Origin of the sequence: Pseudomonas orientalis (assembly GCF_002934065.1) — a bacterium.
GTDB classification, from domain to species: Bacteria; Pseudomonadota; Gammaproteobacteria; order Pseudomonadales; family Pseudomonadaceae; genus Aquipseudomonas; species Aquipseudomonas orientalis_A.
The window spans coordinates 56,746-70,708 of the sequence record NZ_CP018049.1; the positions used below are offsets into that span (position 1 = coordinate 56,746).

Annotated in this window: 15 protein-coding genes; 10 read left to right on the forward strand and 5 right to left on the reverse strand. The window is 61.6% G+C overall.

Annotated features, from left to right (window positions below; all coding sequences use genetic code 11):
* Positions 1-47 precede the first annotated feature (47 nt).
* Positions 48-1,595, forward strand: a complete 1,548-nt coding sequence (locus BOP93_RS00275; RefSeq protein ID WP_057725712.1) for a SulP family inorganic anion transporter — start codon at positions 48-50, stop codon at positions 1,593-1,595.
* Positions 1,596-1,721: 126 nt separating this feature from the next.
* Here the strand turns inward: BOP93_RS00275 and BOP93_RS00280 are convergent, their stop codons facing one another.
* The gene (locus BOP93_RS00280; protein ID WP_104501161.1) at positions 1,722-2,357 is read right to left on the reverse strand and encodes a hypothetical protein; all 636 of its coding nucleotides are present in this window, start codon (positions 2,355-2,357) and stop codon (positions 1,722-1,724) included.
* A gap of 370 nt (positions 2,358-2,727) precedes the next feature.
* Between BOP93_RS00280 and coxB the strand changes: the two genes are divergently transcribed.
* The 4 genes from coxB (at position 2,728) to BOP93_RS00300 (ending at position 7,113) form a co-directional block, all read left to right on the forward strand.
* The gene (gene coxB / locus BOP93_RS00285) at positions 2,728-3,855 is read left to right on the forward strand and encodes a cytochrome c oxidase subunit II (protein ID WP_104501162.1); all 1,128 of its coding nucleotides are present in this window, start codon (positions 2,728-2,730) and stop codon (positions 3,853-3,855) included.
* Between the two features lie 58 nt (positions 3,856-3,913).
* A complete protein-coding gene (gene ctaD / locus BOP93_RS00290; protein WP_104501163.1) occupies positions 3,914-5,500 on the forward strand; it encodes a cytochrome c oxidase subunit I in 1,587 nt (528 codons plus the stop codon).
* A gap of 138 nt (positions 5,501-5,638) precedes the next feature.
* Complete coding sequence (locus BOP93_RS00295) at positions 5,639-6,190, forward strand: cytochrome c oxidase assembly protein (protein WP_104501164.1); 552 nt, start codon at positions 5,639-5,641, stop codon at positions 6,188-6,190.
* Positions 6,191-6,225: 35 nt separating this feature from the next.
* Positions 6,226-7,113: a cytochrome c oxidase subunit 3 gene (locus tag BOP93_RS00300; RefSeq protein ID WP_104501165.1), complete on the forward strand. Its 888-nt coding sequence runs from the start codon at positions 6,226-6,228 to the stop codon at positions 7,111-7,113.
* Between the two features lie 6 nt (positions 7,114-7,119).
* On the opposite strand, the gene BOP93_RS00305 is transcribed toward BOP93_RS00300, so the two are convergent.
* A complete protein-coding gene (locus BOP93_RS00305) occupies positions 7,120-7,323 on the reverse strand; it encodes a twin transmembrane helix small protein (protein WP_057725706.1) in 204 nt (67 codons plus the stop codon).
* Positions 7,324-7,354: 31 nt separating this feature from the next.
* On the opposite strand from BOP93_RS00305, the gene BOP93_RS00310 reads away from it, so the two are divergent.
* Genes BOP93_RS00310 through BOP93_RS00330 form a run of 5 tightly spaced genes read left to right on the forward strand, consistent with a single transcriptional unit; the run spans position 7,355 to position 11,278 of the window.
* Positions 7,355-8,119 carry an SURF1 family protein gene (locus BOP93_RS00310; RefSeq protein ID WP_104501166.1) on the forward strand — a complete coding sequence of 255 codons (765 nt, stop codon included), beginning with the start codon at positions 7,355-7,357 and terminating at the stop codon, positions 8,117-8,119.
* Positions 8,085-8,669, forward strand: a complete 585-nt coding sequence (locus BOP93_RS00315) for a hypothetical protein (RefSeq protein ID WP_104505227.1) — start codon at positions 8,085-8,087, stop codon at positions 8,667-8,669. Before BOP93_RS00310 ends, BOP93_RS00315 begins: the two co-directional genes overlap by 35 nt.
* A gap of 10 nt (positions 8,670-8,679) precedes the next feature.
* On the forward strand, positions 8,680-9,759 hold the full coding sequence (locus BOP93_RS00320; protein WP_104501167.1) for a COX15/CtaA family protein: 1,080 nt from the start codon (positions 8,680-8,682) through the stop codon (positions 9,757-9,759).
* Complete coding sequence (gene cyoE, locus BOP93_RS00325) at positions 9,747-10,646, forward strand: heme o synthase (protein ID WP_104501168.1); 900 nt, start codon at positions 9,747-9,749, stop codon at positions 10,644-10,646. The genes BOP93_RS00320 and cyoE overlap by 13 nt, the downstream gene beginning before the upstream one ends.
* Positions 10,643-11,278 carry an SCO family protein gene (locus BOP93_RS00330; RefSeq protein WP_104501169.1) on the forward strand — a complete coding sequence of 212 codons (636 nt, stop codon included), beginning with the start codon at positions 10,643-10,645 and terminating at the stop codon, positions 11,276-11,278. Before cyoE ends, BOP93_RS00330 begins: the two co-directional genes overlap by 4 nt.
* 161 nt (positions 11,279-11,439) lie before the next feature.
* Here the strand turns inward: BOP93_RS00330 and BOP93_RS00335 are convergent, their stop codons facing one another.
* Genes BOP93_RS00335 through BOP93_RS00345 form a run of 3 tightly spaced genes read right to left on the reverse strand, consistent with a single transcriptional unit; the run spans position 11,440 to position 13,943 of the window.
* Entirely contained in the window at positions 11,440-12,210 is a 771-nt protein-coding gene (locus tag BOP93_RS00335; protein ID WP_065886768.1) for a MetQ/NlpA family ABC transporter substrate-binding protein, read from the reverse strand.
* Positions 12,211-12,261: 51 nt separating this feature from the next.
* On the reverse strand, positions 12,262-12,936 hold the full coding sequence (locus tag BOP93_RS00340; RefSeq protein ID WP_065886769.1) for a methionine ABC transporter permease: 675 nt from the start codon (positions 12,934-12,936) through the stop codon (positions 12,262-12,264).
* The gene (locus BOP93_RS00345) at positions 12,936-13,943 is read right to left on the reverse strand and encodes a methionine ABC transporter ATP-binding protein (RefSeq protein WP_101220829.1); all 1,008 of its coding nucleotides are present in this window, start codon (positions 13,941-13,943) and stop codon (positions 12,936-12,938) included. The genes BOP93_RS00340 and BOP93_RS00345 overlap by 1 nt, the downstream gene beginning before the upstream one ends.
* Between the last annotated feature and the right edge of the window lie 20 nt (positions 13,944-13,963).

Consider the following 13,963-nt stretch of genomic DNA (forward strand, 5'->3'; position numbering starts at 1 on the left):
CGCAGCCAGGCTTTACCGCGCCTGGCGAATGCCTCGGGAGAGTCATCATGCGTGCTGCTCAATTGAAAGCTGTTTTGCCTCGGGAGCTGCTCGCCTCCGTGGTGGTATTTCTGGTCGCCCTGCCCTTGTGCATGGGGATCGCGATCGCGTCCGGCATGCCGCCGGCCAAGGGGTTGATCACCGGTATCATCGGTGGTCTGGTGGTGGGCTGGTTGGCGGGTTCTCCGCTGCAAGTCAGCGGTCCGGCAGCGGGCTTGGCGGTGCTGGTGTTCGAGCTGGTGCGCCAGCATGGCATGCTGATGCTGGGGCCTATCCTGCTGCTGGCGGGCTTCCTGCAACTGGTGGCCGGGCGGCTGCGCCTGGGCTGCTGGTTCCGCGTGACGGCGCCGGCGGTGGTGTACGGCATGCTGGCGGGCATCGGCGTGCTGATTGTGCTGTCGCAGATCCACGTGATGCTCGACGGTGCGCCCAAACCGTCGGGGCTGGATAACCTGGCAGGCTTCCCGGCCGCCTTGATCGAAGCCATTCCCACCCTCGGCGGCGGGCTCGGCTGGCAGGCGGGCTTGCTCGGTGTGTCGACGATGCTGGTGATGTACCTGTGGGATAAATTTCGGCCGCAGAAGCTGCGCTTTGTGCCAGGCGCTTTGCTGGGCGTAGGCCTGGCGACGGTGACCAGCCTGGTGCTCGCATTGCAGGTCAAACGTGTGGAAGTGCCGGAGAACCTGTCCGATGCCATCGATTGGCTGCGCCCCAGCGACCTGCTCAACCTGGCTGACCCGCAACTGCTGATCGCCGCATTCGCCGTCGCGTTTATCGCCAGCGCCGAAACGCTGCTGTCCGCCGCAGCAGTCGACCGCATGCACAGCGGGCAGCGTTCGGATTTCGATAAGGAATTGTCTGCTCAAGGCGTGGGTAACATGCTGTGCGGATTGGTCGGTGCCCTGCCGATGACCGGCGTGATTGTGCGCAGTTCGGCCAACGTCCAGGCGGGCGCCACCACGCGTTTGTCGGCAATGTTCCACGGTCTGTGGCTGTTGGGCTTCGTGCTGTTGCTGTCCAGTGTGCTGCAAAGCATCCCGGTGGCAAGCCTGGCGGGCGTGCTGGTGTATACCGGGATCAAGCTGGTGGACGTGAAGGCGTTCAAAGCCTTGGGACGTTATGGCCGGATGCCGATGTTCACCTATGCAGCCACGGCGTTGGCGATCATCTTCACCGACCTGCTGACGGGCGTACTGGTGGGTTTCGGGCTGACGCTGGTCAAACTGGCTTTCAAGGCATCACGGCTGAAAGTCAGCCTGATCGATTTGCCCCAGGACGGCGAGATGGAGTTGCGCCTGACCGGTGCGGCGACGTTCCTCAAAGTACCGGCGTTGACGCAAGTGCTATCCACCGTGCCGACGGGCACCACCGTGCATGTGCCGCTCAATAACCTGAGTTATATCGACCACTCCTGCCTGGAGTTACTGGAGGAATGGGGGCGCGCCAATGCGGCCAAGGGCTCGAAGCTGGTGATCGAAGCGCGTGGCTTGAAGCGTCGGTTGGAAGGTCGGGTAAGGACAACGGTGGGGATTGGCTCGGCGCCGTCCACTACCTGACGAAACCGGGTAAAAAATGTGGGAGGGGGCTTGCCCCCGATTGGGGTGTGTCAGCCAAAGAAATTTAGCTGATCCACCGCTATCGGGGGCAAGCCCCCTCCCACATTTGATCGTCGTAGCCGAAGATTACAGCGCCAGCTCAACGCCCAACTGGCGCGACAGGCACGGCCAGCGCTTCCACGCGGCTTCGGTGTTCGGGCTTTTGAGCGTTTCGCGATAAGCCTCGACCGACTCCAGCGCAAAGCTCTCCTCGTCAAGCATCTCATCCACCGCCAGGTGCACCGCTTCATCCAGCTGATTGGCGAAGGTTTCACCAATCAATTGATGAGCAATCAGGTTGGCGACGGTGGTGTCCGCCGGAATCAGCGGCTGGCCGAAATGCTTGATATACAGGTCATTGACTTCCTCCACCAGACGATGGGCCAGGTAGGCTTCGTCCAGCAGGCCGTCCAGGCCTTCGTGGCCGACCAGAATCGCCGGCGGCTGTAGGAAGAAATGCTCGGCAATCTTCAGCACGGGCTTGATCTGGCTTTCGATCCCGGCCTCACGAGCCACGTCATTGGCTGCATCAAGCAGCTCGGGGACGAGGTCGATATACGCGGTGACAAATCGGGTCATGACAATGATGCGATCTCCGTCAGCCAGGGAAATAACCGAATGCAAGTGCGGCAACTGTCTTTCCAGTTGCCGGGCAAGCTGGCCCGTCGTGGCTTCGTGCTGATGGGCACGGGAAATCTGCTCGCGCAATGCGGCGGTGTTCATGAAGGCTCCAGTCATGCAGGCGTAGGAAAAGAGAGAGGTTAAGGTAGCTCGTTTATACGAGCGCTTAAGATGCATTTGTCATAATTATTTCATGGTTATACGTGGACGTTATATCGAATTGCCATCGCTCGTCGGATAAACGATTCCGCCGCCTATTTTATTAGGCCCCGCGCGTGCGTTTCCACTCATTTGTCCCTACACATTGCGGGGTCGCTACGGCTGTCTATACTCGCTTTGTACGCAATTAGCTGATGACGCCCGACTGCATGACGCAGGCAAGGCTTGGCGGTTGTAAGCAGTCTGGAAGCCGCTCCCTTGGCCGCAGGTGCGAACCGGCGGGATAACAAGAAACATAAAGGGGAAAACCGCAATGACGCGACATCCACACGTTTGGATGGGCTTACTGTTGTGGTCAATATTCGGCCAGGCCCACGCGGCCTGGACAACGAATATGGCGCCAGGGGCTACTGAAGTCAGTCACGCCGTGTTTGATCTGCACATGACCATTTTCTGGATTTGTGTGGTGATCGGCATCGTCGTGTTTGGCGCGATGTTCTGGTCGATGATCCTGCATCGCCGTTCCACGGGCCAGGTCGCGGCCAAGTTCCATGAGAGCACCACCGTAGAAATTCTGTGGACCGTGGTGCCGTTGCTGATTCTGGTGGCCATGGCCATTCCAGCCACCAAGACCCTGATCAACATCTACGACAGCAGTGAGTCGGATATTGATATCCAGGTCACCGGCTATCAGTGGAAGTGGCATTACAAATACCTGGGCCAGGACGTGGAGTTCTTCAGCAACCTGGCCACGCCCGCCGAGCAGATCCATAACCAGGCCACCAAGGGCGAGCATTACCTGCTGGAAGTCGACCAGCCGCTGGTATTGCCGGTGGGCGCCAAGGTGCGCTTTCTGGTGACCGCTGCCGATGTGATCCACTCTTGGTGGGTGCCGGCCTTTGCGGTCAAGCGCGATGCCATCCCCGGTTTCGTCAACGAAGCCTGGACCCGTGTCGAGAAGCCCGGCATCTATCGCGGCCAGTGCGCCGAGTTATGCGGCAAGGACCACGGGTTCATGCCCATTGTGGTCGAAGTCAAATCCAAGGCTGACTACGACACTTGGCTCGGCGAACGCAAACAGGAGGCGGCCAAGCTCAAGGAACTGACCTCCAAGGAGTGGACGCTGGAAGATTTGGTCGCGCGCGGCGACAAGGTCTACCACACCACCTGTGTGGCCTGTCACCAGGCTGAAGGCCAGGGCCTGCCGCCGATGTTCCCGGCGCTCAAGGGCTCGAAAATCGCCACCGGCCCGGCCGCCGATCACCTGAACATTGTCTATCACGGCAAACCCGGCACCGCGATGGCGGCCTTCGGCAAGCAACTTTCGGAAGTCGATATCGCCGCTGTCGTGACCTACGAGCGCAATGCCTGGGGCAATAACAAAGGCGACATGGTCACGCCCAAAGACGTGCTGGCTCTGAAACAGGCGCAAAGCAAATGACTACCTTCATTGCACATGCACTGAATCGCCCCGCTTACTCGCTTGCAGGAGAACGGCCATGAGCACTGTGATCGATGACCATGGTCACGCCGACCACGTCCACGGCCCCGCGAAAGGGCTGATGCGCTGGGTGCTGACCACCAACCACAAGGACATCGGCACGATGTACCTGTGGTTCGCCTTCACCATGTTCCTGCTGGGCGGTTCGTTCGCCATGGTGATTCGCGCCGAACTGTTCCAGCCCGGCCTGCAGATCGTGGAGCCGGCGTTCTTCAACCAGATGACCACCATGCATGGCCTGATCATGGTGTTTGGCGCGGTGATGCCGGCCTTTGTCGGCCTGGCCAACTGGATGATCCCGTTGATGATCGGCGCGCCGGACATGGCCCTGCCGCGCATGAACAACTTCAGCTTCTGGCTGCTGCCGGCGGCGTTCCTGCTGCTGGTGTCGACTCTGTTCAGCCCCGGCGGCGGGCCGAATTTTGGCTGGACCTTCTACGCCCCGCTCTCCACCACCTATGCGCCGGAAAGCGTGACGTTCTTTATCTTCGCGATCCACCTGATGGGCATCAGTTCGATCATGGGCGCGATCAATGTGGTCGCGACCATCCTCAACCTGCGCGCGCCGGGCATGACTCTGATGAAAATGCCGCTGTTCGTGTGGACCTGGCTGATCACCGCGTTCCTGCTGATTGCGGTGATGCCGGTGCTGGCCGGTTGCGTGACCATGATGCTGATGGACATCCACTTCGGCACCAGCTTTTTCAGTGCGGCGGGCGGTGGTGATCCCGTGCTGTTCCAGCACGTGTTCTGGTTCTTCGGCCACCCCGAGGTGTACATCATGATCCTGCCGGCCTTTGGCGCCGTCAGCTCGATCATCCCGACGTTCTCGCGCAAGCCGTTGTTTGGCTACACCTCGATGGTCTACGCCACCGCCAGCATTGCGTTCCTGTCGTTCATCGTGTGGGCGCACCACATGTTCGTGGTCGGCATTCCGTTGGTGGGCGAGCTGTTCTTCATGTACGCCACCCTGCTGATTGCGGTGCCTACCGGGGTCAAGGTGTTCAACTGGGTCAGCACCATGTGGCAGGGCTCGTTGACCTTCGAGACGCCGATGCTGTTTGCGGTGGCCTTCGTGATCCTGTTCACCATCGGCGGCTTTTCCGGGCTGATGCTCGCGATTGCGCCGGCGGACTTCCAGTACCACGACACCTACTTCGTGGTGGCGCATTTCCATTACGTACTGGTACCCGGTGCGATCTTCGGCATCTTCGCGTCGGCGTACTACTGGCTGCCGAAATGGACCGGCCACATGTATGACGAAACCCTCGGCAAGCTGCACTTCTGGCTGTCCTTCGTGGGCATGAACATGGCGTTCTTCCCGATGCACTTCGTGGGCCTGGCCGGGATGCCGCGCCGGGTGCCGGACTACAACTTGCAGTTCGCCGACTTCAACATGGTGTCCTCGATTGGCGCCTTCATGTTCGGCGCCACGCAGATCTTCTTCCTGTTCATCGTGATCAAGTGCATCCGCGGCGGCCCGCCCGCACCGGCCAAGCCGTGGGATGGCGCCGAAGGGCTGGAATGGAGCGTGCCCTCGCCCGCGCCGTACCACACCTTCACCACGCCGCCGGAGGTCAAATGATTACGCTGTTCGCTCGGTCACCCGCGATCCCCTGTGGGAGGGGGCTTGCCCCCGATAGCGGTGGGTCAGCCGATATGGTTATCAGCTTGGAGACCGCCATCGGGGGCAAGCCCCCTCCCACATTAGTGTGTGTTCGTCATGGCTGACTCCGTGCCGCTCAAACGCCTGGTCACACGCCTGCTCATTCTGGTGCTGGCCATGTTCGCCTTCGGCTTCGCTCTGGTGCCGATTTACGACGTGATGTGCAAGGCGTTCGGCATCAATGGCAAGACCGGCGGGCAATACGAGGGCGAGCAGATTGTCGACCCGTCGCGCCAGGTGCGGGTGCAGTTTCTATCCACCAACGCCATCGATATGGTCTGGGACTTCCATGCCAAGGCCGACGAAGTCGTGGTCAATCCGGGCGCGGTGACCGAGATGCTGTTTGTGGCCTACAACCCCACCGACAAACCGATGACCGCCCAGGCAGTGCCCAGCATTTCCCCGGCCGAAGCGGCGATGTACTTCCACAAGACCGAGTGCTTTTGCTTCACCCAGCAAGTGCTGCAACCGGGCGAGCGTATCGAGATGCCGGTGCGCTTTATCGTCGATCGCGCGATGCCCAAGGATGTGAAGCATTTGACCCTGGCGTACACGCTGTTCGATATCACCGCGCGCGAGCCGCCCGGAGCGGCCCGCAGCGGCGGCTAGCTACTGTTTGCCCGCTCAATCAGGAGAGCGAATACATGTCGACTCATGATACGTACTACGTACCGGCGCAAAGCAAATGGCCGATAATTGCCACGATTGGCCTGTTGGTGACCGTGTATGGACTGGCCGTGTGGTTCAACGACCTCAAGGCGCTGCGCCCGGAATCCCACGGCCCGTGGATCTTTTTCGTTGGCGGCCTGTTGCTGGCGTACATGCTGTTCGGCTGGTTCGGCGCAGTGATCAAGGAGAGCCGCGCCGGTTTGTACAGTGCGCAAATGGACCGTTCGTTTCGCTGGGGCATGAGTTGGTTCATCTTTTCCGAAGTGATGTTCTTCATCGCGTTCTTCGGCGCGCTGTTTTACGTGCGCACCTGGTCGGGGCCATGGTTGGCAGGCGAGGGACCCAAGGGCATCGCGCATATGCTGTGGCCCAATTTCGAGTTCGCCTGGCCTTTGCTGAACAACCCGGACCCCAAGCTGTACCCGGCGCCCAAAGGCACCATCAGCCCGTGGGGCCTGCCGCTGGTCAACACCATCCTGCTGGTCAGCTCCAGCGTGACCATCACCATTGCCCACCATGCCCTGCGCAAAGGACATCGCGGCGCGCTGAAGATCTGGCTGGCGCTCACCGTACTGCTGGGCCTGGCGTTTCTCGGGTTCCAGGCCGAGGAGTACATCCACGCCTATAAAGAGCTGGGCCTGACGCTGGGTTCGGGGGTGTACGGTGCGACCTTCTTCATGCTCACCGGGTTTCACGGCGCCCATGTGACCATCGGCACGATCATTCTGTTTGTGATGCTGATGCGCATCCTGAAGGGGCATTTCAATGCCGAGCACCAGTTCGGTTTCGAGGCGGCCAGTTGGTATTGGCACTTCGTGGATGTGGTGTGGATTGGGCTGTTTTTCTTTGTGTATGTGCTGTGAGCCGTTCTACCACGGCGCATGCGAGACCAACTGGCCGCTGAAAAAGCCCCAGGCGATCAGCCCCACGGTGATTGCGGCCAACACCACACGTACGGTCAGGGCAGTGACGAGGCGGTTGGAACGACCCTCGTCCTTGACCAGGAAGAACAAGCCACTGAACAGGCTCGCAACGGTCGCGATCAGCATCAGGGCAATCAGTGCTTTGAGCATGGTCTGGCTCCTCGCCATACGGTTAGGGGCAATGAAATCCAGTATAGCCAGTGCCCGGCAGTGCTTCAGGCCCGGCATCGCACCGACGTTGGTGGTGCTGATGCTGCTGCCGTTGATGATTGGCCTGGGGTTCTGGCAGCTGTCGCGCGGTCAGGAAAAACAGCAGTTGGTCGACACCTACGCCGAGCGACGTGCCGCCGAGCCTATTGGCAGCGAGCAGCTTGAGACGAGCGCCGATCCAGCCTTTCGCCGGGTGCATCTGCGTGGCAGCTTCGATGCCGACCACAGTGTGTTGCTCGACAACCGTATGCGCGACGGCAAGGCCGGTGTCGAGTTGCTGCAACCCTTTCATGATCAGGCCAGCGGCCTTTGGGTGCTGCTCAATCGCGGCTGGCTGCCCTGGCCGGATCGCCGTACGCCACCGGCGTTCGCCACGCCGGGTCAACCGATGAATGTGGTCGCCTGGGTGTACGTCGCTCCCGGCGAAACCTTCCAGTTGCAGGTTGATCCCGCGACGGTGCAATGGCCGCGCCTGCTGACCGCGTTGCACCCCGTCGCCCTGTGGGTCGAATTGGGCCGCAATGGGTTCGCCTTTGAACTGCGCGCCGAAGCCGGCCCCGGTACGTACGACACCCACTGGCCTGTGGTCGCCATGGGGCCGGAAAAACACCTGGGGTATGCGGTGCAGTGGTTTGCCATGTCACTGGCGCTGCTGGCGCTTTACCTCTACCTCGGATGGCACAACGCAAAGGAGAAGCACCATGGGAGCCGCCATGAATCCACTCAACGTGTCTGAAGCGCCGGACCGGCGTAAGGGCCGCTGGCAGTTGATCCTGATCCTGCTGATGGTGGTGGGCCCGATGGTGCTGGCGACCTTTATGTACAAGCTGCAATTCTGGGTGCCGGACAGCCGCAGTTATCACGGTGAACTGATCGGTAACGGTCAGACCCGCGCAGACATAGGCGTGCAGGCCGCTGAGGATCGCTGGCAGTTGCTGGTCACCGCGCCCGCTCTCTGCGCCGCCGATTGCCAGCAACTTGTGTACCTGGCGCGCCAGCTGCAGATCGGCCTGGGTCGCGATGCGTCCCGCGCCAGCCACGCACTGGCCAGTGCGCAACCGGTCGGCACCGACTACGACACCCGGCTCAAGGCCGAATACCCGCAATTGCAGCGCTATTCACTGGACCTGTCGACCTTCAACCGCAACGCCGCCGCGCCTGGCGATGCGCAACTGTGGATCGTCGACCCCCACGGCAACCTGGTGCTGCGCTACGACGCCAAGGTCAACGGCAAGGACTTGCTCAACGACCTGCGCCTGCTGTTGAAACTGTCGAACATCGGATAAGGGCATCGTCATGGCCAAGCCTGGATTTCGCCTCGCGCTGTTTGCCACCCTGCTCGCGCTGATTGTCGTGTTGCTCGGTGCCTATACCCGCCTGACCCATGCCGGCCTCGGTTGCCCGGACTGGCCGGGGTGCTATGGCTTTATCGGCGTGCCGCAAAGCGCAGCCCAACTGGCCCATGCCGAACTGCACTTTCCTGATACGCCAGTGGAGGCCGACAAGGGCTGGGCCGAGATGACCCATCGCTACTTTGCCGGCACCCTCGCCATCCTCATCGCGCTGCTGGCGGCGCGGGCCTGGAGCCACCGGCGTGACCCGGGCCAGCCGGTGAAATTGCCGCTGTTCGTATTGGTAGTGGTGTGCGCCCAGGCGGCGTTTGGCATGTGGACGGTGACGCTGAAGCTGTGGCCGCAGGTGGTGACGGGCCACTTGCTGGGCGGCTTTGCCACCTTGAGCCTGCTGTTCCTGCTGAGCCTGCGTCTGTCCGGCGTGCTGCCCGCATTGATCGTACCCAGGCGCCTGCAATATTGGGCAACCGCGGGGCTGGTGCTGGTGATCGGGCAGATTGCGTTGGGCGGTTGGGTCAGCGCCAACTACGCGGCGGTGGCCTGTGTCGATTTGCCGACGTGTCACGGCCAATGGTGGCCGGCGGCGGACTTCGCCAATGGCTTTCACCTGACCCAGCATATCGGCCCCAATTACCTGGGCGGTCAGTTGGACAGCGATGCGCGCACCGCTATTCATCTCACCCATCGCGTGGGTGCGGTGCTGGTCACGCTGGTGCTGCTGGGCCTGGCCTGGCAGTTGCGCGCGGTGGGCATGACGCGCCTGGCGGGCCTGCTGTTGATCGCCCTGGCGGCGCAAATCAGCCTGGGCCTGAGCAATGTGGCGTTCGGCTTGCCGCTGCCGGTGGCGGTGGCGCACAACGCCGGGGGCGCAGCGCTCTTGCTGACCCTGGTGCTGGTCAATTATCACGCGCGCACCAGCCTGGTTCGAGTGCGCCACCCACGTCTGATCGCCTGGCGCTTTAGTCCGCGCAAACAGGCGTCGGGCCTGATAACCCTTAAAGGAGAGATGCCATGGCGTCCTTGACCGGCGCGCGTCACGGCCAGGCGGTCTGGCGTGACTATCTGGAGCTGACCAAGCCGAAAGTGGTGGTGCTGATGCTGATCACCTCGCTGGTGGGCATGTTCCTCGCCACCCGCGCCGGGGTGCCGTGGACGGTGCTGGTGTTCGGCAACCTGGGCATTGCCCTGTGTGCGGGCGCGGCGGCGGCGGTCAACCATGTGGTGGATCGGCGCATTGATGCGCTGATGGCGCGCACTCACAAACGGCCACTGGCCGAGGGGCGGGTCTCGGCCGTTGCGGCGCTGGTGTTTGCGTTGGTGCTGGCGGTGACGGGCCAGGCGCTGTTACTGGCGTTCACCAACCCTCTGGCGGCCTGGCTGACCCTGGCGTCGTTGCTGGGCTACGCGGTGATCTACACCGGGTTTCTCAAGCGTGCAACGCCGCAGAACATCGTCATCGGCGGCCTGGCCGGTGCCGCGCCGCCGTTGTTGGGCTGGGTCGCCGTGACCGGGCATGTCAGCGCCGAGCCGCTGCTGCTGGTGCTGATCATCTTCGCCTGGACGCCGCCGCACTTCTGGGCGCTGGCCATCCATCGCAAGGAGGAGTACGCCAAGGCCGATATTCCGATGCTGCCGGTCACCCACGGCGAGCACTACACCAAGGTGCATATCCTGCTCTACACCTTCGCCCTGCTGGCGGTGAGCCTGATGCCCTATGTCATCCATATGAGCGGGTTGTTGTACCTGGCCTGTGCGACGGTATTGGGCGGGCGCTTTCTGCAATGGGCCTGGGTGCTGTACCGTGGCAGCCAGCCGCACGCGGCGGTCAACACCTTCAAGTACTCTATCTGGTACCTGCTGTTGCTGTTTATCGCCCTGCTCGTAGACCACTACCTACTGTTGAACCTATGACTCGAACTCAAAAAACTGTCTTCATTCTGGTGGCCCTGGTGGCATTGATCATGGGCCTGACCGTCAACAAGGTGCTCTCGGGCAAAGGCCAGGGCGACCCGACCGCGCTGATCGACGCCGGCATTATCCTGCTGCCGCAAAGCCGCCAGCTGCCTGCGGTGAGCATGACCAACCAGGACGGCCAGCCGGTGCTGGTCAATGAGCTCAAAGGCAAGTGGAGCCTGCTGTTCTTCGGCTACACCTTCTGCCCGGACATCTGCCCCACCACCCTCGCCCAACTGCGCCAGATCAAGAGCGAACTGCCCACAGAGGCGGTGGACAAGTTGCAAGTGATCCTGGTCAGCGTCGACCCGAACCGTGACACCCCAACCCAGCTCAAGCAGTACCTGGGCTACTTCGACCCGCAATTCCAGGGGTTGACCGGCACCAATGTGCAGGAGGTGCAGAAGGTCTCGAATGCCGTGAGCATTCCCTTCATTCCTGCGGACACCAGCAAGCCGAACTACACCGTCGACCACAGCGGCAACCTGGCGCTGATCGGCCCGGATGGCACCCAGCGCGGATTCATCCGTGCGCCGTTGAACAACCAGAAGCTGGTGGCGCAGCTGCCGGTGCTGCTTCAGCGTAAATAGCTCACGCCACAAAACAAATGTGGGAGGGGGCTTGCCCCCGATAGCAGGGTGTCAGTCGATGAAGATGTTGACTGACCCACTGCTATCGGGGGCAAGCCCCCTCCCACATTTTGATCTCCAGTGTGTTGGAGATCGTTCCTACGCTCTGCGTCCGCTTTGAATCAGAACGCCGGCTTGATCGCGCCTTTGTACTTCTCTTCGATAAATTGCTTCACTTCAGGCGTGTGCAGGGCGGCAACCAGCTTCTTCACGGCGTCCGAATCCTTGTTGTCTTCGCGGGTCACCAGGATGTTGACGTAAGGCGAGTCGCTGCCTTCGATCACCAGGGCGTCCTTGGACGGGTCCAGCTTGGCTTCCAGCGCGTAGTTGGTGTTGATCAGCGCCAAGTCGACCTGGGTCAGTACGCGCGGCAGGGTGGCGGCTTCCAGTTCGCGGAATTTCAGGTTCTTGGTGTTACCGGTGATGTCCTTGATGGTCGACAGGATGTTGGTCGGGTCCTTCAGGGTGATCAGGCCGTTGTTGGCCAGCAGCAACAGGGCACGGCCGCCGTTGGTGGCGTCGTTCGGGATCACCACGTTGGCGCCGTCCGGCAGGTCGGCGAGCTTCTTGTATTTGCTCGAGTACGCGCCCAGCGGTTCCAGGTGCACGCCGCCGACGCTCACCAGGTGAGTGCCCTTGGCCTTGTTGAATTCATCCAGGTAAGGCTGGTGCTGGAAGAAGTTGGCGTCCAGGCGCTTTTCAGCCACCTGTACGTTCGGCTGCACATAATCGGTGAAGACTTTGACCTGCAGGTCTACGCCTTCTTTGGCCAGCGCAGGTTTCACGAATTCGAGGATTTCCGCGTGCGGCACCGGCGATGCGGCGACCGTGATGGTCTCGGCATGGGCGGAAAACGCGGCAACGGCGGCGAAAGCAACCAGTAGTTTTTTCATCCAGCAAGCTCCTTGTTCGGGCATCTGCCGGCACAAGGCCGGCCATGGCCGTTATTTTCGAGAAAAGTGCACCACCAGCCTGTCGCCGACGGTTTGCAGAATTTGCACCAGGATCAACAGCATTACCACGGTGACCACCATTACATCGGTCTGGAAGCGCTGGTAACCGAAGCGGATCGCCAGGTCGCCCAGGCCACCGGCACCGACTACCCCGGCCATCGCCGTGTAGGACACCAGTGTAATCGCCGTCACCGTAATCGCTGCGAAGATGCCGGGGCGGGCTTCGGGCAGCAGGGCGTTGGTGATGATCTGACGCGTCGTTGCGCCCATCGACTGAGTGGCCTCGATGATGCCGCGGTCGACTTCACGCAAGGCGGTTTCCACCAGGCGGGCAAAGAACGGTGTGGCGCCCACGACCAGCGGCGGAATCGCACCTGCCACACCCAGCGATGTCCCGGTGATCAACACCGTAAACGGAATCATGACGATCAGCAGGATAATGAACGGCAGCGAGCGCAGGATGTTCACGACCAGCGACAGCAGCGCATATAGGCCCTTCTGCTCGAACAGTTGGCGCGGGCTCGTCAGAAACAGCAGTACGCCCAACGGCAGGCCGAGCACGACCGTGAAGAACAGCGAACCGAACAGCATGATCATGGTATCGCCAGTGGCGAGCCAGATTTCGGACCAGTCGATGTTGGCAAAGAAACTCAGGAAAACGTCCATTAGCGCAGCACCTCCATATGAACGTCGGCGGCGGTGAAGCGCGCAAACGCGGCGTCCATGTCACCGCCGGTGACGGCGAGGGTCAATTGCCCGTAGGGAATGTCTTTGATGCGGTCGATACGACCGGCGAGGATGCTGTAGTCCACCCCCGTTTCCCGGGCGACGGTACCCAGCAATGGCGCGTAGGTCGCGTCCCCCTGGAAGGTCAGGCGCACGATACGGCCCGGCACGTGGGCGAAGTCGTCGCGTTGCTCGCCTTCGTCGACCTGTTCGGCTTCCTGGACGAAGCGCTTGGTGGTCGGATGCTTGGGATGCAGGAACACGTCGGCCACCGAGCCTTGCTCGACGATCACGCCGGCGTCCATCACGGCCACCTGGTCGCAGACGCGGCGAATCACATCCATTTCATGGGTGATCAACACGATGGTCAGCTTGAGTTCGCGGTTGATCTCGGCGAGCAGTTGCAGGACCGAGGCGGTGGTCTGCGGGTCGAGGGCGCTGGTGGCCTCGTCGCACAGCAGGATCTTGGGTTTGGTGGCCAGGGCGCGGGCGATGCCGACGCGCTGTTTCTGGCCGCCGGACAATTGCGCCGGGTATTTCCTGGCGTGGTCCGACAGACCGACGCGGGCGAGCAGTTCAGCCACACGCAGGTCGATGTCCTTGCGCGACAATTCGCCGGCCAATGTCAGCGGCAGCGCCACGTTGTCTGCAACGGTCTTGGACGCCAGCAGGTTGAAGTGCTGGAAGATCATCCCGACCTGCTGGCGGAAACGGCGCAGGCCGTTGGCATCCAGCGCGGTGACTTCTTCACCGTCAACCGTGATCTTCCCGCCACTGGGTTCTTCGAGGCGGTTAATCAGGCGCAGCAGGGTACTTTTTCCCGCACCCGAGTGGCCAATCAGGCCAAACACCTGGCCGTTTTCGACGCGCAGGCTGGTGGGGTGCAGGGCGGGAATATCCTTACCGGCGACGCGGTAGGTTTTATGGACGTTTTGAAACTCGATCACGTAGCGAACCTTGTGGGGCG

Bases quoted from the DNA above. Each gene is read 5' to 3' on its own strand.
- BOP93_RS00275 (WP_057725712.1), top strand. From the start codon at position 48: ATGCGTGCTGCTCAATTGAAAGCTGTTTTGCCTCGGGAGCTGCTCGCC.
- BOP93_RS00280 (WP_104501161.1), bottom strand. From the start codon at position 2,357: ATGAACACCGCCGCATTGCGCGAGCAGATTTCCCGTGCCCATCAGCAC.
- coxB (WP_104501162.1), top strand. From the start codon at position 2,728: ATGACGCGACATCCACACGTTTGGATGGGCTTACTGTTGTGGTCAATA.
- ctaD (WP_104501163.1), top strand. From the start codon at position 3,914: ATGAGCACTGTGATCGATGACCATGGTCACGCCGACCACGTCCACGGC.
- BOP93_RS00295 (WP_104501164.1), top strand. From the start codon at position 5,639: ATGGCTGACTCCGTGCCGCTCAAACGCCTGGTCACACGCCTGCTCATT.
- BOP93_RS00300 (WP_104501165.1), top strand. From the start codon at position 6,226: ATGTCGACTCATGATACGTACTACGTACCGGCGCAAAGCAAATGGCCG.
- BOP93_RS00305 (WP_057725706.1), bottom strand. From the start codon at position 7,323: ATGCTCAAAGCACTGATTGCCCTGATGCTGATCGCGACCGTTGCGAGC.
- BOP93_RS00310 (WP_104501166.1), top strand. From the start codon at position 7,355: ATGAAATCCAGTATAGCCAGTGCCCGGCAGTGCTTCAGGCCCGGCATC.
- BOP93_RS00315 (WP_104505227.1), top strand. From the start codon at position 8,085: ATGGGAGCCGCCATGAATCCACTCAACGTGTCTGAAGCGCCGGACCGG.
- BOP93_RS00320 (WP_104501167.1), top strand. From the start codon at position 8,680: ATGGCCAAGCCTGGATTTCGCCTCGCGCTGTTTGCCACCCTGCTCGCG.
- cyoE (WP_104501168.1), top strand. From the start codon at position 9,747: ATGGCGTCCTTGACCGGCGCGCGTCACGGCCAGGCGGTCTGGCGTGAC.
- BOP93_RS00330 (WP_104501169.1), top strand. From the start codon at position 10,643: ATGACTCGAACTCAAAAAACTGTCTTCATTCTGGTGGCCCTGGTGGCA.
- BOP93_RS00335 (WP_065886768.1), bottom strand. From the start codon at position 12,210: ATGAAAAAACTACTGGTTGCTTTCGCCGCCGTTGCCGCGTTTTCCGCC.
- BOP93_RS00340 (WP_065886769.1), bottom strand. From the start codon at position 12,936: ATGGACGTTTTCCTGAGTTTCTTTGCCAACATCGACTGGTCCGAAATC.